Here is a 26197-nt window from a genome sequence, read left to right on the forward strand (position 1 = left end):
TTAAAGCGTCAATATGCAATTTCGTGTTCGTGTATGTGCAAATGAACTTAAAGGAATCCCGCTTGCTGCCCTAAGGAGCGTTCGGGCAGGGTATTGGGCATTCGCGCCGTCATTCAGGGGGAGGGGCGCTATGGTGAGTACCCCCTTTTGTCCGGCATCTCTCCTTCCGCGCCAGGTCTCCCCTCTTTTATGCATGACTAGAGAACCGGATTCCCTTTGCACAAAGCGCGAAGGGACTTCTGGACGTCAAATCCATTCCTATAGGGGTATTACCGGACGGTGATCAGAAGGACTTCGACCTGATTCTCGCGACGGGACTCCGGATCTCCGAATGCACCGATCTGGATTTTAAAGGCTGGCGTTCCGGCCTGGACCAACGCATCACGCACGGCACCGATCCGGCGCTCGGTAAGGGCTTGGTCGCGCCATTCGGCGGTTGGCGCACTGGAGGAGCCATCAATGCCAAGGCGAGCGGTGGGGTTTTCCAGCATATAGGCGGTGATATCGGAGGCTTGCCGCATATCGGAGAAGCGTACATCGGCACTGTCCTTGTCGAAAGCAAAGCGCTGATACGGCGTCCAGTTGTTGAAAGAACCGGTCGGACCATAGGTGCCGGCTAGGCCGACATGGCCTTGTGGTGCCGCCAGACCGGAAATACCCGACATGTCGCTGGAGTCCGACGCCGTGCGGCGCCCGCCAACGATATCATTTCCAACGCTCTGGGCGATCATGCCGGCACTGGAATTAAGCGCGACATCTGGCTGGTCGGCACGCACATGAACATTGGTTATGGCGCGCGCATCATTCGCGCCGATATAGCGGGCATGCAATGTGTTGACTCCAACGATTGACGCGCCTATGGCAGCGAGCAAAAAGGGGAACTTCATGGCGGGATTCTCCGCTGGATACTGGTGAAGTTTCAATCGCCTTCTGGCTGGCAATGTGCTTGCACTGGCCTTCTGCGCGATGATTGATCCTAGCGTTGTGCAAGATGACGACGATAGAATCGGAAAACACACAGCCCACCGAGCGCAGTGTTGCGGCAAGTACCAATACAATTCGGTTCTTTGCAAGCCGCCTGATGCCGTATCAGATTGATAACCGTTTGATAACCGTAGCAAAAATAAAAACCCGATGATCGTTTTCTGCTTTCACCATTCAGCAATGACGTACCCCGAATGGGCGCCGCACCACCCTTATGGTGATTCTGATTTCCGTGAGCATTGCGCACAGAAATGAAAAGCCCCCTCCACAATGAAACGTGAAGGGGGCTTGCTTGACTGGGACCCGGTGAAATCCCGGCCAAACGCTATGCTTATTGCGCGAGGATGAATAGTAGTGCCCCCGCTTCACTGACTGCCATGCGCTTGGAAAAGCCAAGCTGGAATAGTTATTCAGGGTCCTATGCTCCCCTGATATCTGGCGGTGCTCGATAGCGATAGAATCGGAAAATACTCATACGGCACACACCAAATGGATAAACACACCATTCGCGGCGGAGAGATTAGTGTGCTAGGATAGCGTCATCCTGCAATTACATGCGCGGCATGTGGGCGGGACAGAAAGACAACATGACTAAACGCCGGCCTCTACCGGATGACGCAGTTGATCTGCCGCAGGTTCAGCATGTCCTGCCGCTGCGCACCAGTATGGAAGAAACCGGCCTGGTTCCGGTCGTGGGCCTAGGCGCTTCAGCCGGCGGATTGGATGCTTTCCAGAAATTCTTTGCCGCCCTGCCACCAGCCAGCGGCATAGCCTTCATCCTGGTGCAGCACCTCGACCCCACGCATCAGAGCATGATGGTGGAACTACTCTCCGGCCACACATCAATGAAGGTACAGCAGGCCGTGGATGGCATGCCGGTGCTGCGCGATTGCGTCTATGTGATCCCGCCGGGTGTCTGCATCGCATTGCGCCATGGGGCCTTGCGGCTCACCAAGCCACGGGAGCGTCACGGCACCCGCATGCCCTTCGACTTCCTGCTGCGGTCCCTGGCAGAAGAGTGTGGTGAACGCGGCATGTGCGTCATCCTCTCCGGCACCGGAACCGATGGCAGCCTGGGGCTCCGGGCGATGAAGGATGCGGGCGGCCTGGTGATTGTGCAGGATCCGGAAGAGGCCATCTACGACGGCATGCCGCGCAACGCCATCGCCACGAACGTGACCGACATGGTACTGCCAGTGGCCGCGATTCCAGCGGCTTTGCTCGGACATCTGAGGGAGATGGAGAATTCACATAGGAGCGCTGGCGCCGAAATATCGCGCACGCCGCCAGCCTGGATGGCTAAGGCAATTGGCATCCTGCGGGCCGGTACGGCACATGACTTCACGCTCTACAAACCCGGCACGCTGCAACGGCGCATCGAGCAGCGCATGGCAATGGTTGGCGTAGATGCCGATGATGTGGAGCGCTATCTCGAGACCTTGCAAACCGATGAGAGCGAACTTGATCAACTGGCCAACGATCTCCTGATCAACGTCACCAGCTTCTTCCGCGATCCCAAGGTTTTCGATCTACTGGCGACCAAAATCATCCCGGATCTTGTCCGCGACCGGACTCTCGATCACCATCTCCGCATCTGGATCGCCGGCTGCAGTACCGGCGAGGAAGCTTATTCGCTGGCGATGCTGTTCCGCGAGCAGATCACAGCAAGCAAGCGCAATATAAAACTGCAAGTCTTTGCTTCCGATGTCGATCTCGACGCAATTATCACCGCGCGCGATGGACTCTACCCGGATACGATAGCAGCGGATGTGTCGCCGCAGCGCCTGGCTCGCTTCTTCTCCAAAGAAGAGCAGGGTTACCGGGTCTCGCCCGAACTGCGCGCTTCGGTGATTTTCACAGTGCAGGATGTGCTGATCGATCCGCCCTTTTCCAGGCTTGATTTCGTCTCTTGCCGCAATCTGCTCATTTATCTGCAGCCCGAGGCCCAGGCGAAAGTAGTCGCGCTGTTTCACTTCGCTCTACGTAGCGGCGGCATCCTGCTGCTTGGCAATGCGGAAACCATTGGCAATAGCGAGGGGCGCTTTGAGGTCGTTTCCAAGCCAAACCGGGTGTACCGCCATATTGGCCCAAGCCGGCCGGGCGATTTCGGCCTGCCGATGAATGCGGGTGGCGTGCGTGTTGCCTTGAGGTTAGGACAGGGACAGGGACAGGGACAGGGACAGGGACAGGGACAGTCTCAGCAAGCCATCCTGGCCGAACTTTGCCGTCGGCTTGTTGCGGAAGCTTACGTACCGGCGAGCGTGCTGATCAATCGCCGGCATGAAGTTGTCTACTCACTCGGGCCAACGGATCGCTATCTGCACGTGGCGCCAGGCCATCCCAGCCATGATTTGCTTGCCATGGCACGCGACGGTGTGCGCACCAAGCTGCGCTCGGCAATCCAGCAGGCCACGCAGCATAATGCACGCGTTGTGATGCAGGGCGGCCAGACGGAAAGCCAAGGCCTAATCCTGCCCTTCCGCATTGTGGTTCAGCCAGTAACCCACGAAAGCGAGGCCTTCCAGCTGATTTCCTTCTTCGATGAGCCGAAGTCAGAGCAACAGCCAACCCGCGCCACCATGCCAGAGGATGTATCGCGAGTCGCCGAGCTGGAGCATGAGCTTGAATCCACCCGGATCGAACTGCAGGATGCCATCCGCAGCCTGGAAGCTTCGGCGGAAACGCAGAAGGAGATAAACGAAGACGCGTTGTCGGTGAATGAGGAATACCAGGCAGCGAACGAGGAGTTGCTGACATCGAAGGAAGAACTACAGACCCTGAACGAGGAATTGACCACCTTGAACAGCCAGTTGCAGGAAACCCTGGAGCGGCAGCGCACTACATCGAATGATTTGCAGAATGTGCTGTACAGCACCGACGTGGCAACGATCTTCCTTGATACAAAACTGAATATCCGCTTCTTCACTCCGGCCACCAAAGCACTTTTCAACTTGATTCCAAGCGATGTTGGCCGGCCATTGGCGGATTTCAGCTCGCTTTCGGCCGATGGCACACCGCTGGCCGATGCACGCGCAGTGCTGGATTCCCTCACCCCGCTTGAACGTGAAGTTGAAACCCAGAATGGTGCCTGGTTTGTACGCCGCATTTTGCCGTATCGAACCCAGGATAGTGGTGTTGAGGGTGTGGTCATCACCTTCACCGACATCACCGAGCGGAAACGCGCGGGAGATGCCCTCGAAGCCGCGAAGCGACAGGCGCAGCTAGCGAATGCGGCGAAATCGCGCTTTCTGGCGGCAGCAAGCCATGATCTGCGCCAGCCGCTACAAACCTTCTCGCTGCTACAGGGACTTTTAGCGAAGACCGTTGAGGGTGAAACCGCGCCAAAGCTGGTTTCCCGTCTCGGCGACACACTGGCCACCATGTCAGGCATGCTGAACGCTCTGCTTGACATCAACCAGATTGAGGCGGGTACCGTTCGTCCCGAGATGGTGGATTTCCCAATCAACAGCATATTCGACCGCCTGCGCGACGAGTTCACCTATTATGCGCAAGTGCAAGGTCTGGAGCTGCGCATTATTCCCTGCAGTCTGTCGATCCACAGCGATCCGCGCCTGCTTGAACAGATGATCCGAAATCTGCTCTCGAACGGCTTGAAATATACCAAGAGCGGCAAGGTGCTGCTTGGCTGCCGCCGTCATCAGGGTACCTTACGCATCGAGATCTGGGACACCGGCATCGGCATAGAGAAGCAGGAATTGCAGGCTATTTTCGAGGAGTATCATCAGCTTGATAACCCAGCCCGGGAGCGAAGCCGCGGCCTTGGCCTCGGCCTTTCCATTGTGCAACGCCTCAGCAATCTTCTTGGGCATTCGATCAGTGTGCGTTCACAACCAGGAAAAGGCTCCGTTTTCATTATCGCGCTGGAACTGCCCTCCAGTGAAAAGGCTGTAAGCTGGAAAAACCCGCAGCGCATAACAGAAGCCGATATAGCCGCTCCCTTGCACCATACGGGTACGATTCTGGTGATCGAAGATGACCCAGAAGTACGTGACCTTCTTGAAATGATCCTCAGGGATGAAAGCTATAATGTTGTGGCGGCGGCAGATGGTGTTATTGCACTGGAACTGGCCGCAGACGGCAAGCTGCAGCCCGACCTCATTCTTGCCGATTACAATTTGCCCAATGGTTTGAATGGACTCGAAACTGCGGTGAAGTTGCGGGGAAAGCTGATTCGTCATATTCCCGTGATTATTCTTACGGGCGACATATCGACCGACACGATGCATGAGATCACGCGGCATAATTGCCTTAAACTCAACAAACCGGTACGGGTGACGGAGCTGATGGAATCCATTCAGCGCCTTGTTCCGCTGCTACAGCCCGCCACACCGGCCACGAAGGCATCTGGCGATACCGAGGAACCTACAGTCTTCGTTGTGGATGACGACCGGCATGTCTGCGAAGGAATTCGCAGTGTACTTGAAGAAAGTGGTCGCATTGTTGAAACCTACATAAGCTGCGAGACCTTCCTGGAATCCTATCGCCCGGATCAAGAGGGCTGTCTGCTGATTGATGCCTATCTACCAGGCATGAACGGAATCGAATTGCTACGGCGCCTTAAAGAAGCCGGGTATCGGCTGCCAGCCATTATGATCACCGGCTATAGCGACGTCTCCATGGCGGTGCAGGCGATGAAGGCCGGCGCTTTGGATTTCATCGAGAAGCCGGTGGGTCGCGGTGAGTTGCTGGCCAGTGTTGAGCGTGCGCTTCTGCAATCACGTGACGCAACAAAGTTACTGGCTTGGCAGGAAGATGCCGCAGGCCGCATCGCCGGGCTTACATCCCGCCAACGCCAGATCATGGACTTGGTACTGGCTGGGCACCCCAGCAAGAATATCGCGGCCGACCTCGGGATCAGCCAACGCACGGTGGAAAATCACCGCGCTCAGATCATGAAGAAAACTGGATCAAAGTCCTTGCCGGCCTTGGCCCGCCTGGCGCTAGCCGCCACCAAGAGCAATGCCGATAGGTAAATTCCGATTCTATCGCACTAGCGATATTCGGCGCCTGATCATTCCCTGACCTTGTACTGGATGCTGTCCCTCCGACAACCAAGCCATAAAGACTGCATGATCACGCTGGGATTGCATTTGCCCCGTTCCAATAGGAGTTCAAGTGATGAGTCTCAGCACCATTCTGCTTGTCATCCTGGTGGTTTTTCTGATCGGCGCCTTGCCGACTTGGCCACACAGCAACGGCTGGGGCTACTTCCCGAGTGGCGGCCTCGGCCTCGTGCTGATCGTTGTCGTCGTTCTAATACTGATGGGGCGCATCTAGCCCCTGCCAACGCAAAGGCTCTTACCATGGATAAAAACCGCATTGTTGGATCGGCCAAGCAAGCCAGAGGCATCCTCAAGCTTGCGACAGGAAAAGCCCTGGGCGACGCCAAGCTGCAGGTGGAGGGCAAAGCCGACAAGGCCGAGGGCCAGATCCAGAATACCGTTGGCACCATCAAAGATTCGTTCAAACGCTAATACGACACAATCTGCTTCCACTCTGCTGATCAGGGCCACCGAATACTGGTGGCTGGAGTTCCCTAGAACTGAACAAGTTTTTTTGGAGTATTCATCATGACTTTCAAAGATATTGCCTTCACCGTTGCCCTCTGCGCCCTGCTCGGCCTCAGTGCCTGTGGTGAATCGAAGGGTGATCGCGCTATCTCCGGCGGCGGCATCGGTGCCGCGGCAGGCCTGGTGGGCGGTGCCCTCATAGGCGCGCCACTTGAAGGTGCCTTGATTGGCGGCGCTGTCGGCGCCGGCACCGGTGCCCTCACCGACGAAAACCAGATCGATCTCGGCGATCCGCTCTGGAAAAAGAAATAAGCCTGATCCGCCACGCCCTCCTGTCCAATTCGGAGAATCTTCCATGACCACGTCTCATACCTTGCGCATGCTCGCCGCGGCAGCTGCACTGCTGGCCGTCACCGGTGGCCTTGCGGCCTGCTCCTCTACACCACGCCAGGAATCGACTGGCGAATATGTTGATTCGGCTGCCATCACCACCAAGGTGAAAACCGCGATCCTGAACGAGCCCAGCCTGAAGTCGATGCAGATCAGCGTCGAGACCTTCAAGGACTCAGTGCAATTGAGCGGTTTCGTCGATAGCTCCGCAAACCGCTCCAAGGCCGGTGAACTCGCTCGCAATGTCGAGGGCGTGAAGTCGGTGAAGAACGACCTGGTGGTCAAGTAGCGCTCTAGCCCGGCATAAAACGGTCAGGTCCTTGGTGCAGTCGCAGCCTATGGGCCTGACTTTTCGGACACTTAACAGTCGTGCATTTTATGTAAGATTGGCGACGATTATCTCATGCTATGCGAGACAAATCGCCGAAGCTTCCCTCTGAGAATAGCGGCAAAATCAAAACCTTAAATGACACGGAGTTTCACTTTATGGGAAACTCTGGCACCAAGCCCCGTCAGGGTAGCTGGCATCCGCTGTTGACTACCGATCCGGTAAGCGGGCAGCCGTCACTGCCCTTGGCCGCCGCTCGAGTACCAAGGTGGAAGGCCTGGACGAGGCTCTGGGCGCTGAACTACTCGATCAACTGTGGTGGCACGCAACCGAGCCGCGCTTCACCGCGCGCCATAGCTGGCACCAGGGCGATCTGCTGCTGTGGAACAATGTAGGCGTGATGCATCGTCGCGATGCCTTCGATCCGGCAAGCCGCCGTCTGCTGCACCGGACCCAGGTGCGCCGCCTTTATGGCGGCTGGGAACGCTACGCTTCCTGTGCCTGAGGCTACGGGGCTCTTTGCGCAATCCTGGCGACAGCCTCTGCCAGGACCAGTTTTCGCAGTTTTCCTCGGATCATTATATGCGAGATTTCAGTAGGGATTGTTCAGGTTATGCGAGACGAACTGGGAACCTCATTTTCTAGAATATAAGCCATACTCAAGGGCTTATATGAGACGAGTTTTCATTTTATGCGAGACCCTACAGAAAACAAGTAGATGCTCGGCTTGATACATAGAACCCAAGATCCTTCTTGAGGTCTTCGAATCCCAATAGCTTGTATACATATTCAGCGAGGCGATACTCCGCAGATTCACAGAGGTGCCGAAATCTACTTCGGTCAATATCGCGGATGCTTGAAATACTACAACACATGGGAAGCTCTTGGCTGGCCACCTCATTGATGAGCTGATGGATGCAGAGCCCGGCTCGCCGGCACTTGATGAGCTCGAAGTGCTGGGCCTCCTCGTGCATCAGTATGAGAGCGCAGCATTTCCGATCAAGCCTCCCATTGCTGCTGATATTATCCAATTCAGAACGGAACAGGCTGGTTCCCGGTAAAGCCATGTAGCGTGAGGCCCGCTTAACCTACCGATCCCATCCCTTCCAACAACTTCCGCATCCCTCCGCATACCGATCTGCAAACTGGCCGCCAAGGCGGACCTTTTAGACGACTCCACATCCGGATTTCGTGGCATGATGTGATCCAAACAGGGCTGGCGGTTTGCCCACGGCAACCGTCTGGCGCCTAGAGGTAACACCCGCAGGTACGCAATGCCGCGAACCAAAACCGACCAGCAAACCATTATCGCCAGAGCCAGGCGCAGCGCTGCCGCCAGGAGAAGGCTGCTTGAGAAGGCAGTAAAGCAGCTGAACGATCAGCCCCGGATGGCCCTGCAAACCATGGGCTACTACGTGGAAGCCACTTGTGGCTTTAAAGGCTTGGCCCAGCAAACCGGAATTCGGAGAGAGCGCCTGGTTCGGATGCTGAGTTCGGCCGGTAGGCCCAGGTTAAGAAACTTCATGCGGGTCTTTATGCCTCTGCTGCGCCAAGAGGGATACGGACTGGCTGTTGATCATGTCAGAAAGTAACCATCAGCAGGCTGAGAGTAGCTTTAGTAATGGTGCCCCGGGCCGCCACCAGGGGTTCCCTGAAGGAAGGCCTCAGCCACCCCTTGCCAGTCGCTTCGATGTAATCCACAGCCGCCTCGCAGTGAGATCGGTGATCTGGTGACATGCGTATCGCCCTGATGTCAGATCTACATTGTGAGTTCGAGAAGCCTGGCCCGCGGCGAGACCGCCACCCAGATCGAGGACCTTCTTTATCCGAATTGAAGAAGCAGCGGCCCGATGTCCTGGTGCTGGCCGGGGATATAGAAGTCGGCCCACGTATGGCACTGGACTACGTGTCGCAGGTGTCTGAGTTTCTCGAGATCCCGATCATCTATGTCGCCGGCAATCACGAATTCTATAAGGGCAGCTTGCTCGAGGATATTGAGGAGCTGCGATTAGGTGCCGCACGACATCGAGATTCCGGTCGAGAGGTGCATTTCCTCGAGCAGGAAGTCGCCATTATTAGTGGGACCCGCTTCGTCGGCGCCACCCTTTGGACAGACTATGAAATCCTCGGCGCAGACCGGGCCACTGCAGCAATGTCGAATGCCGGAGAATGTCTAAACGATCACAGGCTCATCGCACTGCAGGGCCGAACGTTCAGACCAATTGATGCGCTCCAGATCCACGAAACAACCCGCACCTGGCTGGAAGAGACGCTGTCCCATGAATTTGCAGGTCCAACCGTTGTCGTGACGCATCATGCACCGGCGCTCGGTTCAATTGCGACCGCCTATAAGGATGACATGATTTCGGCAGCTTACGTGTCCGACCTGTCGGACATAATCGAACATTATCAACCCGCCGCCTGGCTGCACGGCCATACGCATTTCAGTTTCAACTATAAAATTGGCCGAACAGTTCTTGCCTGCAATCCGCGGGGATATCCGTCGCGTGGATCAAGTCGGACCCAAGAGAACGGGGCATTCTCATCAGGTTTCACGATTAATATCGCCACGCTCGAGGCTCAGTAAATCATCGCAAAAAAGGCCATAAAAATGAATAGGCGAAACCTATATAGCCTTGTTTTGATAGCACTTGGAGTGTTGTGCTTCTATTGCGCCCATCACTTCTTGAATTCAGAGTTGCGGACTGTTTCCATTGATCGATGGGGAAATCTTTCTCCCTCATACATCTTCATGACTCTGATTTTTCTTGCTTGTTTGCTGGGCTGCCATTCCGCCGCATTGGGCCTAGGGCCTGCACTCACAGAGCGTAAACTCAAAGCTAGTGATTATGTTTGGCTGTTCGCGGTGATCTTTGGATTGCCGATGAAGTTCCACACATTGGTGGAGCCGAACGTGCATTATGAAAGGTTTGAGCTAGTAGGATTGGTGCTGATATGCTTTGGTTTATCAGTCAGATTAACCAGAGTGACTGTAGAAGTTTTTAGGTGGAACCGCTGCTAGACACCGAGAGTGAGCGGTTAGATATTTAATGAACTACACTTCTCTGAAGGACTGACGAGTTATTTTTTATCCGCATCGCTTAAATACTGCTGTCGGAAGCCACGTTAGGTGACAATTTTTGTGCCGCTTCCAACGGCTGCGCAACTCTCACCAAATCCGTCAGCCAGGCTGCCATTGCCCAATGCGTCAACTTCCATCGTAAAATAGAACACAACCCAATAGTCTTCAATTTTATGGCGCTTTCCCATCTGGAATAATTGCCTTCTTCATGCTACACAACTCAAAGGTCCGCAGCATGAAGAAGGCAGGCTAGCTGCTGTTGCGCGGTCGCCGCCAGGACGAGCTCCTACGGCTGCTAAAACCGGGGAGGTGATCGGTGATCCTGACGGACAATGAAACCAGGGTTGACCTCCTCAACAACGAGGCGATCGCGGCAACCATCATCAAACTCCTCCGCGACCGACCTGATCAGCCGGTCACCGTGGGTGTCCATGGTGATTGGGGCGCAGGCAAATCCAGTGTACTGGAAATGATCGATGCCGGCTTCAATGGCGAGGCCAAGGTCCTCTGCTTGAAGTTCAACGGTTGGCGCTTCCAGGGATTTGAAGACGCCAAAATCGCCCTCATCGAGGGTATCGTCACTGGCCTCATCGAAAAGCGCCCCGCTTTGACCAAGACCGGCGAGGCGGTCAAGGATATCTTTCGACGAATCGACTGGCTCAAGGTCGCGAAGAAGGCCGGCGGGCTCGCCTTCACCGCTTTCACAGGAATTCCAACACCGGATCAAATTCAGACCATCGTAGGAACGCTGGAAGGTTTCCTCGCCGACCCGACGAAACTCGCCAGCAAGGGCAATCTCGAAGCCACCGTCGAAGGCGTGAAGGGCCTGCTGAAGCCGAAGGGTGAAGGCGACTCGACCAATGTCCCCGAGGAAATCAACGCGTTCCGGAAGGCCTTCGACGACCTCCTCGACAAAGCTGGCGTCGAGCAGCTTGTTGTCCTGATCGATGACCTGGATCGCTGCCTCCCGGATACCGCGATCGAGACGTTGGAGGCTGTGCGCCTCTTCGTCTTCACGTCGCGCACCGCCTTCGTCGTCGCCGCCGACGAGGCGATGATCGAGTATGCGGTGCGCAAGCACTTCCCCGATCTGCCAGACACCACCGGCCCACAGACATACGCTCGGAACTATCTTGAAAAGCTCATCCAGGTGCCCTTCCGCATCCCGGCACTCGGCGACACGGAAACGCGGATTTATGTAACACTCCTCCTCGTCGGCTCAGAACTCGGCGAGGACGATGTCGCCTTCAACGCCTTGATCAAGGTCGCTCGCGAACGACTGAAGCGCCCCTGGACTTCGGGAGCGCTTGATGCGGCCACGGTAAGAGCCACACTCGGCGACAAGGCTTCGCGCGCCAACAACGCGTTGGCACTCAGCGATCAGATCGGACCGATTCTAGCGAGCGGCACTAAGGGCAACCCGCGTCAGATCAAGCGGTTTCTCAACACACTAATGCTGCGGCAACGCACTGCCGAAGCACGGGGGTTCGGCGACGACGTCAAGCTGCCGGTGCTTGCGAAGTTAATGCTTGCCGAGCGGTTTCTCCCACGTCTCTTCGACCAGATTGCCGCAGCCGCCGCAGCGGCAGCGGACGGAAAATGCCCGGACCTGTCCACGCTCGAAACTGTGGCAACTGCCAAAGCAGACCCGAAACCCGCCGTCAAACTGGAGAAGGCCACTGCCAAGGGCACCGATGCCGCGAAGCTGGCGCCCAAACTGGAAGCGGTGAAATTAGCTGACAGCGCGTTGCTGGGCGAATGGTTGTCGTCCCCCGCGATCAAGGCCTGGGCGGCGGTGCCGACTGCGATCGGCGGCGTGGATCTCCGCCCCTACCTCTTCGTCGCCAAGGACCGGAAGGACTATTTCGGCGCCGCTTCTGTGCTTGGCCATCTGGCCGGCGTGGTCGAGCAGCTCTTTGGCGGCAAGTTTGCAGTGCAGGGGCTGGAAACAGATCTCAAACGCCTGGCTTCGCCGGAAGCGGCGCAAATCTTTGAAGCCGTGCGCGGGCGCATCGTCGGGGGTGACAGCTTCGACACCGAACCGCCAGGTGCGGCAGGTCTGGCAGTTCTCGTGAGGGCTCATCCAACCCTGCAAAGCAGTCTACTCGACTTCCTTGACACTCTCCCACGAGATCGTCTCGGGCCATGGGTATGCAGCGGCTGGGAGAGTGTTCTGAAGGACGGCGATGCGACCCAGCGCTTCGACCGCCTTCTTCAGACCTGGGGTAAGGAAGGCGGAACGATGCTCAAGGCGACAGCGACCAACGTTCTTCGAGCTCGCCAGGGAGCGCGCTGATGGGCACCTCGAGTGCATTTGGCGGCCAGGGCGGCGGGACACCTCTCGTCCCAAGCTGGCTTGGCGATGACGGTGCGCCGCCTGCTGCGTCGGGCGGAGCTCTGGACGGTGCGCCAGCGGACGGTGCTGCACCAGCCGCCCCTATGGCACCACCGGTGCGCCCGCCCATACCGCCTGCGGCCGATCCCACGCGCTTCTCGGCAGCTCGCAACAATTTCTCGCGTTTCGCCAGCTCCGGCGGCAACGACCGTAGAAGCCTCGGCCGAGCAGTATCGCACTATGTGGGCTCATCCTCAGGCGGGGCGCGCACGGCCGCCGCAAGAATGGGATCAGCCCGTGGCGCAGGCAGCCGCTTGCTTGGCTTCCTGTCGGACGCCGTTACCCGCGGGGCGACCGAAGCCCTTCGGGCGCTGAATCTTGGTGCTCTCGCGGGTCGGCCGATCGAAGAAGTCTTTCTTGGTTTGGCGGACTATGTGTGTCCAGACGGTGGTTCGATCGACGAAGGCATCGCACGTGAAGCATTTATCGAGACGATCACCGATCTGGCCGGTGCGGGCATAACCGATCTCGACAGCCTCACGACCGATCAGATGCAAGCGGTGTTTGAACTTTACGCTACCAATGCGATCGAAGCGCGGCTCTGCAATGACATCGGAGCGAAGACGATCACTCTGCCATCGGACAGCCGTGAGGCTGCGCGCGTCCAGGCGCAATTGAGCGACTTCATACAGCGGGGCGTGGCCGATGCGCTCACAAACGCCCGTGCCACTGCTGCTGCTCTCACACCCAATCGCGTGCTTCAATTTGTTGGTCGCATTTACGAGCAGGCATTTGGGATCTTGCAGAGCATGGGCGACGCGGAGGCAGAAGGCGCATGAGGAGGCACGTCATCATAGGCCGGTACGGCCCCGGCGACCGCAGCCGCGTTCCACTTGGCGATGGAGAAACCCAAACCCGTCTCGACCTGGTTCTCGGCGACCGGACACTCGATCACGGAATCGGCCGCGCGATAAACGATCTCTCTCGCCTCGGCGTTCACCCCTCCGAAGTTGGAGTGGACATTCTGGTTCTGGCTGCGCACGTCCATGCTGCCGACACCCGCATTTCGCGAGCGAGCGAATCGCAGGATGGCTGGACACGCGAAATCCGACTGATCGTTCCCGTCGCTGCCCCCGATAGGTGGACCGCTGTTGCGCCGATATTCGTTCGGATGCTGAACTTCCTCACCGGTGACCACTGGTCGCTTGCGTTCCGCCCGCGGCCACGCAGCTTCACAAGGGTCGCATCGGCATCACCCGCCAGGCTTATCGGCCCTCCCTTTGATGACTTGGCCCTCTTCTCGGGTGGTCTCGACAGCCTGATCGGCGCGATCGATGCACTTGAAAATGGTCGAACGCCGCTTCTGATCAGCCATGCCGGCGAGGGTGCGACCAGCGATGCACAGTCTACTATCTTTGACGCCTTGAAGGCCCACTATCGCGGCCGCGCCTTCGATCGCTTGCGCCTCTGGATGGCATACCCGAATGACTTCGTTCGTGGTTCAGGCGGAGAGAACACAACCCGTGGAAGGTCGTTCCTCTTTTTCGCGCTCGGCATCTTTGCCGGTAGCGGCCTCGAGGCCCCCTTCACTCTCAAAGTCCCAGAGAACGGCCTCATAGCCGTCAACGTGCCACTCGATCCATTGCGCCTGGGAGCGCTGAGCACACGCACGACCCATCCCTTCTACATCGCCCGCTGGAATGACGCCCTCCATGGGCTCGGCGTGAACGGGCGAATCGAAAATCCTTACTGGGATAAAACCAAAGGGGAGATGGTGGCGGCCTGTGCCAACGGCGCACTTTTGCGCCGCCTCGTCCCCTCATCGCTATCCTGCGCAGCTCCGACCAAGGGACGCTGGCAGGGCCTTAGTACACAACATTGCGGTTATTGCCTCCCCTGTCTCATTCGACGGGCAGCACTCGTTGCCGGCCTCCGCCCCGATCCCGATCCGACCGTCTATACGGTCGACGACCTCACCGCCCGAGCACTCGACACACGCCAATCGGAAGGCGTCCAGATCCGCTCTTTCCAGCTCGCTATCGAGCGGCTTCGCGCCCGACCGGCACTGGCGCCAATCCTCATCCACAAGCCGGGACCGCTTTTCGATGAATCTCCAGCCCGGCAAGCAGCCCTTGCCGGCGTCTACCGACGCGGGCTTGAGGAGGTTGGCGCGCTGCTTACGGGCGTGAGGACGCGCCCAGGATGACCAATACCGCTCAAGCTGTCGGCGTGGATTTCCACTGTCATCTTGACCTTTATCCCGACCATGAAGCCGCCATCGCAAGGGCAGAAGCTGCCCGAATTTACACGCTGACCGTCACGACAACACCCAAAGCCTGGGTACGCAATCACGAGCTCACGCGCCATACGCGCTTCGTGCGTGCCGCGCTCGGCCTGCACCCGCAGCTTGTCGCAGAGCGCGCCCACGAGCTACCGCTCTGGGAGGGGCACTTGTCCGAGACGCGATACGTGGGTGAAGTCGGGCTCGATGCGGGACCACGCTTCTACAAGTCTTTGGATGTCCAAAAGCATGTGTTCCGCCGTGTCCTTCGGTGCTGCGCTGAAGCGGGCGGTAAAATTCTCACAGTCCACAGCGTGAGAAGTACTTCACAGGTTCTAGATATGATTGAAGAACATTTACCACGCGATCGCGGAAGCGTCGTACTACACTGGTTTACAGGCAGCCGCAGCGAGGCCAAACGCGCCGTCTCCCTTGGCTGCTACTTCTCGATCAATGCGGAAATGGTTCGAGCAGACCGCGGCCGTGCTCTAGTCGCGGAATTGCCGATCGACCGCATCCTGACCGAAACCGATGGTCCGTTCACGCAGGTCGACGATCGCCCCAGTGAGCCCGCCGACGTGAAAGCGACGGTCGCCGCGATCGCCGGCCTTTTGAGCCTTTCATCGGACTCGATTACAAATACTGTACGATCAAACCTTCGATCCCTGGTTGGCTGACGTATGCCTAAAGCTGGCAATGTTGTAGTCATCGTCGCCAAGGCGGACCCTCACACTGCCGGGGCTGCCCCATCAACTACACGGCTGATAGTCTGGAGAATCCGGCTATTCGCATGGCCGTTAGCGACATCTTAGAAGGTGGAGATGAAGCCTTTCGCGAGCGCACGCCGATTGCAGGTTCGGCTGGATCGCTGAGGGGAAAACCTTCCCCGGCGGCCGGGCCAATCCTCTCGGCCGCCTCTTATGCGAGGAGAACCGGAACCTTCTAGAAAACTAGGCGACCTTTGGAGGCCAATTTTATTAGGATGTCTTGGCGTACTGGCTTGCGCCGCATGATGTCATTTAACCTCATCTTCAGCGCTCGAAGCTGGTCTGCCTGCGCCGTACCGCGAATCCTTTCTTCAACACTCTTCTCCAATTCTCGCTCATATTTAACCCGATAATCGGCCGCTATGCCCTTCCAGCGGTCAACATCCCGTTCCAACACGGCAATCTCCCTGGCCTGGAGATCAGCACTCACATGATTTTCAGCTAGCAGAGCCTCGAGTTCAGCGACCCGCGCTGACCCAGTGGAGCGACCGGCGGATTCGGGGCGACGGACGGGGGGCAGAAGCCCCTGCTCCCTGCCTGCCCTTAGGTATCGATTAATTGTCTCGTAACTCCCACGACCAATGACATCGCGCACATTACGAACACTTGGCGCGCGGCCACAGCTGATCAGGGCCTTAGCTGCCTTGACGACATCCTGTTCGGATATAGATGCGTTGCGCATGCCGGTTACTGTAACATTTTTTGTACGTTATGCAATTCGTTACATAATTCTGTCTGATAATATTGTTCTTTTATGCCCTCATCTTTTCATAACGAAATGGTAACGTTACATATGGTGCTACAGAATTGATCGGGGGCAGCCCGCTCGAATTCTTGAAGAAGAACACCAAAAAATTTTATGCCATTAGAATCAGGCAGCTTCTTGTACTATAGAAATAAAAAGTGGATTTAATTAGTCACTTATATTCTTTAAAGTAGCGGACATGGCCTTTGATGAACGAATTACGAAGCTTTTTGGCACTATCGCCTCGGCAAATGGCGCTTTGCATTATGCCGTAGTCGATCATCTTGACCGTGCCGTGTTCCAGTTCGAAGCCGATATGCCAACGGTCGAAATAGTCCGAGAGGCTATCCACAACTGCCTCGCCATTATGAACCACAACCTCGTGGAGGAGGCAGATGACCAGCCGAACCTTCAAACCCACTACCAAGTTTACAGACGCCTGAGGGACGCCGGCTGGATAGAAGAAATTCGTGACCGCTTCCGTGTACATGTCAATTTTACCGTCGCCGGGTTGCATACCCTCTCATTTGTAAGAGGTTTTTCGGAGCAAACACGTCAGAGCTATGGCGGGTCGGTCAAGCTGATCCACGATTCTCTGCACGATGCTCTGGCTGATGCCAACCCTGAAGCTGCCCGGGCTAATGCCGACAAAGTCATGGAGGCCGCTAACCTCGCTGACCGCATGGCCCGGCATTTCCGCGTGGTTATGTCGACCTTGCGCAAGATCGAAGGAGAGATCGCTAGGAGTCAGTCGACGGCTGGCGCTGTTGAAGTTTTCTTTAGAGACTTCGTATCCGAGACCCTAATCACAGACTGGGCAACGCTTAAATCGACCAACTCTCCTTTTCGAGTTCGGGCCGAAATCATCAACTATTGTGAAGCCGCGATCGACTATAGCGGTGTGCGGACCGCACTCGCCCAAGGTCTACTCGACAAAGGGTTTGTGAAGAGCGAGATCACGGACGCGGTCGAAATCATTACAAGCACTCTCGACAGGATTCGCATGACCTTCGAGGCCGTCGCCGACCTGCAAGAGCGGATCGACCGAATGATGGTCAGAGTTCAGACGCGGGTCAACTCCCGCCTTCGCTACCTAGATAGCATTGATGGCACCGAAATGAATGATATCGAAACCTTGCGTAGAACACTGTCGGACTCAGTCTGGGATCGTGTCAATTTCTCTTCTGGTATAGCACGGCGGAGCAAGACCTACGACCAGGAGGTATTTCGTTTTCCGAACATTTCATCCAGGTTCGTTGCAGGCGCAGCGCCGGCCCAGCGTCCAGCCACTGAAGAAGACCTGGCGCTGCAACGCTTGAAGGAGAGATTTGAGAATCTAGGGCTATTCGACCCACAAGCTATCGGTAAATTTATTCTATCCGAACTGCAGGATAGAAAATCGGCCACATTGTCGGAGCTCCCCGTGAACGGGGCCACTGATCTTCTTAACTTAATTGGATTCTATGGCCTCGACCGGGAATCTCTCGCGGCTCTCGAGACTGAGTTCGGAATTTCGGTGCAAAGGCGAGAGGGCAACGAAGACAACGAGTGGTTCACAGGGTCAGGACGACGCATCGAGATCAAGGACAAGTCATGAATGAGGATATTCAGACCTTAGCCGATAAGATCGATCGGACTGGAGCCGGAGCGGATATGGCATTCATCATGCAATCACTCCTCGATCGACAGTTTTTTATCCAAGGCGATCGCTTCACCGACAAACTCTACGCCATGGCTAGGGAGAAGTGGCGGGATGTTGAGGCCATTCTCGGTATGATGGGATATCAGGGCATTATGCGAACGGACATCGGCGTAATCGGCTTCCGAATGCGCCCCCTTGTGCATCCAAGAACGGGCGAGGTAGTCCAGCAGCCGCGCGAACGACGTCTCGATGTGCGCACCACCCTGCTCTTACTAACCTTACGACACCTCTATCATGCCCGCCGATCGATGGGTGACACAACCGGCGACGATGACGCCACAGGAATCGACGATGTTATAGTTACCAGCGACGAAATTGAAACCGCAATTACCGATACCTCGCCACAGCGATCCTATCCCAATACAAAGCAGCTTCGCGATGTGCTCAAGGACTTGGAGTATCATGGCCTCGTCCATGTCGATGCAGAAGCAGAGGAGCCATTTCTCGTAAAAATCAGACCAACGATTACCATTGTACTGAGCCAAGAAAAGATCGGACTTCTGAAACGCTTCACGGATGAGATGGCGCAACAACGGAAGATCGAGACAAATAATCAATGAACAGCAATACGCTCGAGCGACTGACAGCAATTAATTGGTATCTTTACCAAGCTGAGGATATCAGATTCGGTCCAATGACCGTAATTTTTGGTGGGAATGGCGCCGGAAAAACTGCGCTTCTTGACGCCATCCAGTGCTGCCTCCTGGGTATTGACCATCGTGCCCAAAGACTCAACTCCAGATCTGAGGATGGCAGTACGGCAAAGCAGCAATCGAGATCTGTACATTCTTATATCCTCGGCAAGGTAAAGGACCGCTACACACGGGAAAGTGCCTACAGTTATCTGGCCGCCGGCTATCACTGTCTGGTTACGGGAAAGTACATCACCATCGGTGTCGGAATGAAAGCTTCTATCGAAGACAAGACTGAGGCTGTCGATGTCAGATTTGTAATCGAGGGCGACCGTCTCCTGGCGAAGGAAGATTTCTCTTATATAAATGGCGATGAGTTCTACGTGCGAGACTGGAAATCGGTGAAGTCCGCTCTGGATGACGACGATTTCCTGATCCAGACATACACGAAAGCTAAGGATTTTCGGCTGGCGTGGCACCGCATCCTAAACGCAGGACCAGGTGGCGCCCGTGCTGCCAGTGGCATGTCCGATCAGCGATTTACCCGAGCCTTCCGTCAGGCGCTCAAGTTCGAGACTGGTGCGGTTCGCGATATTTCCGATTTCATGCGCACAAACATCTTACCAGACGACGTATTGCCGGTCGGAACTTGGCAAGAACAATATGCGCAATGGAAAGCCATGCTGGACCGACTACGCCGGACCGAAGCAGAATTTGAGGCAGTCAAGGCAATCGGTCGGGCGGCTCGATCCGCGATAGAAAATGAGATGAATCTAGCGGCCATCGAGTGGCTCAAGATTAGGATTCCTCGCCAAACAAAGCAACGTCGAGTTCGCAAGGAGATGATCGCTCGCCGCAAGGCAAAGTGGGAAATCGGACAAATTACCCATGGTATGGCTCGCCTCGAGAACGAGCGGGATCGAGTGAACCAAGATTTGGGCTCGACAGAGCGACAACTTACCGCGAGCCCAGAAGCTGAACGCGTCCAGAGACTCAAGGAACGCGGAGAGTATCTTCAGCAGAATCTCGACCGCCTAGATGGGGCAGTTGAAGAGATTCGCGTCGCCATTCTATCCGTTCCCAGGCATGTGAACCGTGCAGTAGATATTGGTCTTGATGTCAGTAGCTATGTGAGCGATGCCACTGCGATCATCGACCTTATGGACGGTAGCAAAGCATGGCAGGCCAGATTCGACGACGTGTTCAATGCCTACGAGTCGCTGCGAACATCTGGATTGATCGAGGCAATCCGAGGCCTAGTAGCGAGGGCGGCTGCCGAAGCCGAAGGACTGAAAAGGGAGGTTGCGGAACTACAGAGAATGATCGAGTTGGCGAAGGATTCACGAGACCCCGTCCCGAGCCAAGTTAGTAGCGTTATCGATCGGCTAATCGCACGCGGCATCAAGGCACGCCCCCTATCTGCACTGGTCGATATCAAACCCGAATTCAAGGAATGGCGTAGAACCGTCGAAGGAATTCTCGGCGATATGTGTCATGGAATAGTGGTCCAACCTGACGATATTGAGGCGGCGGCGGTCGTTGCAAACACAGTAGAGGGAGATCCTATCGTCATCCGGACTAACAAGCTTCCAGTTGGGCACGCCAAGTTCTCCCAGGGCAGTCTAGCAGAAGTTTGTGTTGTCACCGATTCGTTGGCCAGAGCGGTCATTGAGTATCAAATTGGTCGCATCTTTCGAGTTACGACAGAGGCAGAGCTTAAGGAGGTCGATCGAGGGGCGACGATCGATGGTCGACTGGCTTCAGGTATCACGATCCGCCGCGCTCGCCGCTATGGTTACCCTCAGCTCTTTGGTTCAGGGACCGGACTGATAAAGGAAGTTCTTCAGAAGAAACTTGCAGACATCAATGTCGATCTGCGTCCAGCCAATGCTAAAGTGAAGCTAACTCAAGATCTTTTGTCGGGCATTCTCGCTGCATTCGATAAAGTGCCAGCAGATCGGACGGCGGCAAGCCAAGTACTCTGGAATGCTAAAGCGGGACGAGAGGACCTAGAACGAAATAGTCGAGAACTAGACGCCGCAATGGATGCGATCGATCCTGAACTTGGGAATAAAATTAGTGGCTACAAGAAAGAGCTCGATGGGATCAATGGGCAATTGGCGGAGGATAAGAGTAAAAGGAAGGACCTAGAGAAGACTGCATTGGAAGCAGAAACGACCGTCAAAAACTACCTGCCAGAAGTACGCAGCATGCTATCGAGAGAACGTCGTATAGCCGCGGACGCCAAACGGGCTGACCTCCTCGATGATCTTGAGTCGGCCATCAAACTTATCACAGACAAGTTATCCGACACTGCCAGATTCAACGAAAACTGTGAGGGTTTGATCAAGGAGTATAAACGCGGGCTGGATAGGGCTCGGACTACATTTGCGAATGCCAGGACGCGGTATCTCGATGCACACGATCCACATGGGATTCCAACCCATGATGATGAACAGCTATCGATTATGCGTCGTCATGCCGCATGGACAGACCGCCGCTGCGATGAAATAGAAAATGATATCCTGCGACCGTACAGCGAAGACGTTAGGCGCGCGGCTGATCTGTTCTTGGAGACTACCAGGACAGCATTCTTCGACATGATCCTCTTAAAAATTGCCGAGCAGAGACGGGTCCAGAATGACCTCAACGTTAATCTTCGCGGCGCTCAATTCAACGAGATGATCTTCCAGATCACATCGTCTCCAAATGCACGGCTTAGTGAGTATTTGAACTTAGCTGAACGTGTACGCAGCAACCACAAAATCCTGTCCATGGATTTCATTGAGCAAAACCCTCACCACAATGACGTGAAAATTATAAAGCAGATGATGGATATGCTCACTGGCGGGACTACCGATGATGACCCGATCAAGGAGCTGATTGATCCACGGAATTACTACGAGTACGACCTCGACATATACAATGCTGCGACTTTTGTGGGAGCGGGTAAGACAAAACCTCTGGGGAAGTTGTCGAATATGATTGGCGATCTCTCAGGTGGCGAGCGCGAGGCGCCATTTTACATTTGTCTCGGAGTTGCAGTGGCTATGGCATATTTTGGCAGCATGAGCCCAACCGCGCGAATAAATCGGTCAGGCACCATCTTGCTAGATGAGGCATTCAACAAGTTTGAACCAATGAACGTTGCCAAGACCATCGAATTCTTTCGGAGAACTGGGCTACAACTCATTTGCGTAGCGCCCTCAACAAATAAGGCCGTCTACTATGCCAAGATGGACACGGCGATTGTGCTGACTAAGGTATCCAGTAGTAATATCGTCCATATTGAATACGTTAACCTGAAAGAGAAGGGGCGCAAACTGCTCGAAGGGGAGATGCATAGCGAGGTGACTGCTTGAACCCTGAGCTCAAAGCCTTCCTATCTGACCTAATCGATGTCGCGGACGCCGGTCGGCGCCCGAGCCGACGCCTAGCTCGCGTTTCCATCCCTGTCGAAGCTGAAGACGAAGCCCGCTCCACCTTGGCGAGACTAGAAGCCAACGGCATTCTTAAACTGCGGCGAAGCACCGAAGAGCGCCGAATGAATGATTTCGGTATGATCGAGGTCCTTGATGCTGCGGCACTGGCTTCGGTTATTGGACACAGACGGCTGGAAGGAATCTGTCGCGCACTCGAAGCCAGGGTTATGCGGGAATGCCAGATCCTAGACGAACTGCAGAGACAGGCCCTGATCATCCTGATAGAGGCCTGGATCTTGGGAAAAGGCGCCTTTGGTATCAGGCTCGGTGACGAGGATCGGGCCGTTCTCGTCATCCGATTCATAGGCGCCATCATCCAGAATGAGCATCGCGGCAAAGACATACGGCAGTTTAGCGTCTCGCTCGGCCTCGGCAGCAAGGACTTCGAATCTGTGCGGTCATCGCTACTCCGCATTCTTGGCCACCTACTAAGCCTGCCCGAAGGAACCGATATACTCGATGTTCTCGGATTTGTACGCTATGGGAATCCTGTGTTTGTCGGCGGACCAGTTACTATCGACGACCGTAAGCTGCCCGCGAACCCCTATCTTGCAATCGCTCCCGAACGAGTAGCGGATTTGCGGTCAGATGTAAGCGCGCGATACCTGCTCTTTATCGAGAATCTTCAGTCCTTTCATCGCCAGGTGCGCGAGGTTCGTGATCACGGAATCGTCGTGTTTACCGGAGGCTTTCCTTCCCCGGCTGTGCTCTCCTGCATCCGCAGTCTGGTCGCAGGCGGTCTGCCAGCCTGGCATTGGGGTGACATTGATGCCGGCGGAGTGACCATATTTCGACGTATCGAAGCTGAGATCGGTGTCCAGCTCCGACCGCATCTGATGTCAACAAGGTTAGCTAGCCGCGGGGCACCTATGAAGCCGGATCGGCGCCTGTCCGCCATCGCGCAGTCTGACTCCGCCATCGCTGGCCTTGCGGCCTGGCTGATGGGTCCTGACGCACGAAAGATCGAGCAGGAAAGCCTCCCGCCAGAGTCGCCAATGCCAGCGGTGCCAGAAACGGCCATATGAAGTGGCTGGGAAAGTACCCTGCGGCCACAGAGTTACTTGTCATTTCTCCGCTCCTGTGGACGCACCCACGCAATTGCATCCAACACGCCTTCATCGAGCACCTCTATATTCTGCTCGCACATAAATTCAGCCACTTGGACCGAGAGAGACCAAATCTCCCCCGTAAGGCCGTCAGTCATATTAATGACCTTATCGCAAAACTTCTTCGACTTGACTGCTGGCAGTGGACTCAAACCCAGATGCTTCAGGATGCCACCCAGGAAGCGGGCAAACTCGTTGTCCGCCATCCATGGCATCAACTTAAATGGTTCCAGACGATTCCCGAGCTGCTGGTCAGACTGAATGGTGCTTAGCGCCAAATCTGTACCAATGACAACAACTGGGATCTCAAGTTCGTTGGACAGATAGCGAATGGTATTTAGGAATTGCACCCGTTTGTCATGAGGCCTGATTAGCGAATTATGAATCTCATCAATCATCAGCATCTTGATGCCGCTTTTCGGAAATAGCTTCAGTGTTTGGGCAAGCTTGCGTTCGAACCGCCAAGTTTCCTGGAAAGGAGCATTGATTGAACGCAAAAGGCTACTGAGCAGGGCTTCGGCTGAGGCATATGGCGGGGACTGAACAATGATGACGGGCCGGTCCTCAGGTACGTCGTCGCCTTCCGTGCTTCTCTGCCTCTCCTTGTTGATCGTATTCTGGAAGTGTCGGGCAATCGTCGTCTTGCCGCTGTTAGTCTCGCCATACAGCAGCATGCCACGAGGGCGGTGGCTTCTGGGCGCCTGGAGCAGGTCACGAAGCTTGCGCACCCCCAGGCTGGCCCGCGGATAAGGTATCCAGCAGGGCCGCCGCAGAACATCAAAGTCCCCAGCAAAAAGCGTGGCGCCCGTGCCGGAGAATATATCGGTACCCGCATTTGGTTCGGTCATATTTCCTCCGCCACAGGAAAGTCGTCATCCACCAGGTCGAGTGCCAGGTCACGTGCAAAGGGCTGTGCCTTGCTGTCGTTATCAACAACCAGTTGCAAGCCAGCAGCCCGCTTATGTGTCTCGGATGGCCTCTTCTGATGGGGCTCCGTAGCTAACGTTGCCCTGCTTCGCCGCCGGCGCTCGGCATTGCGACGCTCTGATTTGGCCGTTTTGGTTTTCGTTTCGGCTTGTTCGACAAGGCGATCTACTTCCTTATGAGCATCAATATTATCTGCCGTGGTGCCATTTCTCCGCCCGAGCTTGGCAGCCAGCTCCCTCGCCCTTTTGTGCTCCCATATGGTTATTGGCTGCATCTGGCGTGTTTCTTCGTATACCCGGTGATACTCACCTGACCTCGGATCAAGAAACCATATGCAGGAGACATCCCTGGGATCTCGACGCACTTTGAACTTGGCAGAAGACCGCCCTTCTGTGGCCCGGATATAGGGCGTTAAAGCTTCCGATATGTAGGTGATCGAATCCCAGGAGATGCCGTCCCGCTGAATGGTCCGCTCCGTGAAGGGCAGCATCTCAATCGCCAGCCGCGCCGGATCCTCGATCCGATCCTGCAGGCCGACACCTGGCGACCCATCAGAGCCGACAATGCCTGCCTCCCACTTCTCCAGCGGGGTACAGCCGAGCTCAGTATGAGGACGTTTGTGATAAACATTCACCATCCAATGGCAGAAAAGCTGCTCCAGCTCATCGATATCGAGGACAGCATTCTCTTCCGAATCATATTCGCCACGCATTCTCGGGTTGGAGAATGTCGTCCCCGGAATATCATGCATGAACGTGTTTATCGTGCCGATGAGGCGTTCAATATGTCCGCCATAATGCGGATCCCGCACCACCCGCCAGTTCAGATTGCAGCCATACTGCATGACGTTTATCTTATAAACTTCGCTTCTGAAATCAGCGCCATTATCGGCATGCAGATTTCGCATGAAGCCCCAGACCGGCCAATCGCCATTTACCTTGAGGTCGAGAAGCAGTGATTCTTTCGGCAGGAAGGCCCGCCGGATGCACATGCATACCGAGAATGCACTCGGCGCCTCGAATGAAAGGTAGAACCCAACGATCATTCGGCTGAATATGTCGATCGCGACTGTCAGCCAGACCCTCCCAATCGGCTCGCGGGATTTCGAGCTGACGACAGTCATATCCAAGAGCGTGTGATCTATCTGGACATAAGCCAGGGGATAATCGGCTCCGGGATAGTGGCCTTTGATCTGGTCATACTTATCGGCCGCGGCCTTGGCGCCATGGCGGGCTGCCAGGGCGCGCCTGGGCGGCAATTCCCGCAGACGCCGGCGAAAAGTGTTCAGATGCGGTGGAGGAATAGCCAGGTCCGCACATTGTATTGTAAGCCACTTATAAACCTTCTTAACCGAAGGCCGTTTTGGCGACAGGTATATTTCCACGGCCTCGGCCACCAGCTCTTCCTGCTTGGCACCGAGAAACCGTTTGTGTTTTCGCCGACGGCGTGGCGCAAGATCGGCGAGGAGACGGCGGCTGCAGAACACATCGACCCAGCGATACAGTGTTTTGATCCCCAAGCCGCTCTGCTTGTTCACGGCGGCATAGACATCACCGATCTTGCCGGCCTTCTCAGGTGAATCCATGAATTCAATGATAGGACGAATGATCTCAAAACGGCGGGTGGCTTCAGAGATATCGCCCGGATGGCACATATCCAATGTGCGCGCAGGCTCCGGCGCACTCTCGGGCAGCTCCGACCAAAGGTTGTCGATGCTCGTCTGAACGGTTTCACCGCTGTCCAGAAACATCACCCTCACAGCCGTCGTGCCGGCCGTACCGACGATCCGGCAGGGCCGGCCATAGAGATAGGCCTCCGTACCCTTCTTGAAGGTAGCGAGCTGCTTCATTAATGACGTTCCGCTTGGGTGAGGGAGATCATGGATGACTGGGAAACCAGGACATC

General features: G+C 55.8%; 19 protein-coding genes. 15 read left to right on the top strand and 4 right to left on the bottom strand.

The genetic code is table 11. The features are described 5' to 3' along the window. Positions 1-269: 269 nt before the first annotated feature. A complete protein-coding gene (locus tag V6B08_RS17640) occupies positions 270-887 on the bottom strand; it encodes an OmpA family protein (RefSeq protein WP_341983301.1) in 618 nt (205 codons plus the stop codon). A 684-nt stretch (positions 888-1571) separates the two neighbouring features. On the opposite strand from V6B08_RS17640, the gene V6B08_RS17645 reads away from it, so the two are divergent. The 11 genes from V6B08_RS17645 (at position 1572) to qatD (ending at position 15608) form a co-directional block, all read left to right on the top strand. Beyond that, positions 1572-5978 carry a chemotaxis protein CheB gene (locus V6B08_RS17645; protein ID WP_341983303.1) on the top strand — a complete coding sequence of 1469 codons (4407 nt, stop codon included), beginning with the start codon at positions 1572-1574 and terminating at the stop codon, positions 5976-5978. A 145-nt stretch (positions 5979-6123) separates the two neighbouring features. Continuing rightward, a complete protein-coding gene (locus V6B08_RS17650) occupies positions 6124-6282 on the top strand; it encodes a DUF3309 domain-containing protein (RefSeq protein WP_341983305.1) in 159 nt (52 codons plus the stop codon). A gap of 26 nt (positions 6283-6308) precedes the next feature. Then, entirely contained in the window at positions 6309-6479 is a 171-nt protein-coding gene (locus tag V6B08_RS17655; protein WP_341983308.1) for a CsbD family protein, read from the top strand. Between the two features lie 96 nt (positions 6480-6575). Further along, positions 6576-6827: a YMGG-like glycine zipper-containing protein gene (locus V6B08_RS17660; RefSeq protein ID WP_341983310.1), complete on the top strand. Its 252-nt coding sequence runs from the start codon at positions 6576-6578 to the stop codon at positions 6825-6827. Between the two features lie 43 nt (positions 6828-6870). Then, positions 6871-7194 (top strand): BON domain-containing protein, encoded by a 324-nt coding sequence (locus tag V6B08_RS17665; protein ID WP_341983312.1) that lies wholly within the window; start codon positions 6871-6873, stop codon positions 7192-7194. Between the two features lie 232 nt (positions 7195-7426). Continuing rightward, positions 7427-7738, top strand: coding sequence for a TauD/TfdA dioxygenase family protein (locus V6B08_RS17670; RefSeq protein ID WP_341983528.1), 312 nt, complete (start codon positions 7427-7429; stop codon positions 7736-7738). 1230 nt (positions 7739-8968) lie between these two features. Beyond that, positions 8969-9820, top strand: a complete 852-nt coding sequence (locus V6B08_RS17675; protein ID WP_341983315.1) for a metallophosphoesterase — start codon at positions 8969-8971, stop codon at positions 9818-9820. Between the two features lie 811 nt (positions 9821-10631). After that, positions 10632-12611, top strand: a complete 1980-nt coding sequence (gene qatA, locus V6B08_RS17680; protein ID WP_341983317.1) for a Qat anti-phage system ATPase QatA — start codon at positions 10632-10634, stop codon at positions 12609-12611. Between the two features lie 143 nt (positions 12612-12754). Beyond that, positions 12755-13489, top strand: coding sequence for a Qat anti-phage system associated protein QatB (qatB, locus tag V6B08_RS17685; RefSeq protein ID WP_341983320.1), 735 nt, complete (start codon positions 12755-12757; stop codon positions 13487-13489). Further along, positions 13486-14856, top strand: coding sequence for a Qat anti-phage system QueC-like protein QatC (gene qatC / locus V6B08_RS17690; RefSeq protein ID WP_341983322.1), 1371 nt, complete (start codon positions 13486-13488; stop codon positions 14854-14856). Before qatB ends, qatC begins: the two co-directional genes overlap by 4 nt. Beyond that, a complete protein-coding gene (qatD, locus tag V6B08_RS17695; RefSeq protein WP_341983324.1) occupies positions 14853-15608 on the top strand; it encodes a Qat anti-phage system TatD family nuclease QatD in 756 nt (251 codons plus the stop codon). The genes qatC and qatD overlap by 4 nt, the downstream gene beginning before the upstream one ends. A 265-nt stretch (positions 15609-15873) precedes the next feature. Here the strand turns inward: qatD and V6B08_RS21940 are convergent, their stop codons facing one another. Beyond that, on the bottom strand, positions 15874-16380 hold the full coding sequence (locus tag V6B08_RS21940) for a DNA-binding protein (RefSeq protein WP_440588821.1): 507 nt from the start codon (positions 16378-16380) through the stop codon (positions 15874-15876). A 262-nt stretch (positions 16381-16642) separates the two neighbouring features. On the opposite strand from V6B08_RS21940, the gene V6B08_RS17700 reads away from it, so the two are divergent. The 4 genes from V6B08_RS17700 (at position 16643) to V6B08_RS17715 (ending at position 23284) form a co-directional block, all read left to right on the top strand. Then, the gene (locus V6B08_RS17700) at positions 16643-18040 is read left to right on the top strand and encodes a Wadjet anti-phage system protein JetA family protein (RefSeq protein ID WP_341983326.1); all 1398 of its coding nucleotides are present in this window, start codon (positions 16643-16645) and stop codon (positions 18038-18040) included. Beyond that, on the top strand, positions 18037-18705 hold the full coding sequence (locus V6B08_RS17705) for a DUF4194 domain-containing protein (RefSeq protein WP_341983328.1): 669 nt from the start codon (positions 18037-18039) through the stop codon (positions 18703-18705). The genes V6B08_RS17700 and V6B08_RS17705 overlap by 4 nt, the downstream gene beginning before the upstream one ends. Next, a complete protein-coding gene (locus V6B08_RS17710) occupies positions 18702-22139 on the top strand; it encodes an SbcC/MukB-like Walker B domain-containing protein (RefSeq protein WP_341983330.1) in 3438 nt (1145 codons plus the stop codon). The genes V6B08_RS17705 and V6B08_RS17710 overlap by 4 nt, the downstream gene beginning before the upstream one ends. 182 nt (positions 22140-22321) lie before the next feature. Continuing rightward, positions 22322-23284, top strand: a complete 963-nt coding sequence (locus V6B08_RS17715; RefSeq protein ID WP_341983332.1) for a Wadjet anti-phage system protein JetD domain-containing protein — start codon at positions 22322-22324, stop codon at positions 23282-23284. A gap of 32 nt (positions 23285-23316) precedes the next feature. On the opposite strand, the gene V6B08_RS17720 is transcribed toward V6B08_RS17715, so the two are convergent. Together V6B08_RS17720 and V6B08_RS17725 are read right to left on the bottom strand one after the other, a co-directional pair. Beyond that, positions 23317-24213, bottom strand: coding sequence for a TniB family NTP-binding protein (locus V6B08_RS17720; protein WP_341983334.1), 897 nt, complete (start codon positions 24211-24213; stop codon positions 23317-23319). Continuing rightward, a complete protein-coding gene (locus V6B08_RS17725; protein ID WP_341983336.1) occupies positions 24210-26141 on the bottom strand; it encodes a TnsB C-terminal domain-containing protein in 1932 nt (643 codons plus the stop codon). The genes V6B08_RS17720 and V6B08_RS17725 overlap by 4 nt, the downstream gene beginning before the upstream one ends. Between the last annotated feature and the right edge of the window lie 56 nt (positions 26142-26197).

It is taken from the genome of Ferrovibrio sp. MS7, from assembly GCF_038404985.1.
Taxonomy (GTDB): Bacteria; Pseudomonadota; Alphaproteobacteria; order Ferrovibrionales; family Ferrovibrionaceae; genus Ferrovibrio; species Ferrovibrio plantarum.

Coding starts and splice junctions, on each gene's coding strand:
- V6B08_RS17640 (WP_341983301.1), bottom strand. CDS start 887: ATGAAGTTCCCCTTTTTGCTCGCTGCCATAGGCGCGTCAATCGTTGGA.
- V6B08_RS17645 (WP_341983303.1), top strand. CDS start 1,572: ATGACTAAACGCCGGCCTCTACCGGATGACGCAGTTGATCTGCCGCAG.
- V6B08_RS17650 (WP_341983305.1), top strand. CDS start 6,124: ATGAGTCTCAGCACCATTCTGCTTGTCATCCTGGTGGTTTTTCTGATC.
- V6B08_RS17655 (WP_341983308.1), top strand. CDS start 6,309: ATGGATAAAAACCGCATTGTTGGATCGGCCAAGCAAGCCAGAGGCATC.
- V6B08_RS17660 (WP_341983310.1), top strand. CDS start 6,576: ATGACTTTCAAAGATATTGCCTTCACCGTTGCCCTCTGCGCCCTGCTC.
- V6B08_RS17665 (WP_341983312.1), top strand. CDS start 6,871: ATGACCACGTCTCATACCTTGCGCATGCTCGCCGCGGCAGCTGCACTG.
- V6B08_RS17675 (WP_341983315.1), top strand. CDS start 8,969: ATGCGTATCGCCCTGATGTCAGATCTACATTGTGAGTTCGAGAAGCCT.
- qatB (WP_341983320.1), top strand. CDS start 12,755: ATGGCACCACCGGTGCGCCCGCCCATACCGCCTGCGGCCGATCCCACG.
- qatC (WP_341983322.1), top strand. CDS start 13,486: ATGAGGAGGCACGTCATCATAGGCCGGTACGGCCCCGGCGACCGCAGC.
- qatD (WP_341983324.1), top strand. CDS start 14,853: ATGACCAATACCGCTCAAGCTGTCGGCGTGGATTTCCACTGTCATCTT.
- V6B08_RS21940 (WP_440588821.1), bottom strand. CDS start 16,380: ATGCGCAACGCATCTATATCCGAACAGGATGTCGTCAAGGCAGCTAAG.
- V6B08_RS17700 (WP_341983326.1), top strand. CDS start 16,643: ATGGCCTTTGATGAACGAATTACGAAGCTTTTTGGCACTATCGCCTCG.
- V6B08_RS17705 (WP_341983328.1), top strand. CDS start 18,037: ATGAATGAGGATATTCAGACCTTAGCCGATAAGATCGATCGGACTGGA.
- V6B08_RS17710 (WP_341983330.1), top strand. CDS start 18,702: ATGAACAGCAATACGCTCGAGCGACTGACAGCAATTAATTGGTATCTT.
- V6B08_RS17715 (WP_341983332.1), top strand. CDS start 22,322: ATGAATGATTTCGGTATGATCGAGGTCCTTGATGCTGCGGCACTGGCT.
- V6B08_RS17720 (WP_341983334.1), bottom strand. CDS start 24,213: ATGACCGAACCAAATGCGGGTACCGATATATTCTCCGGCACGGGCGCC.
- V6B08_RS17725 (WP_341983336.1), bottom strand. CDS start 26,141: ATGAAGCAGCTCGCTACCTTCAAGAAGGGTACGGAGGCCTATCTCTAT.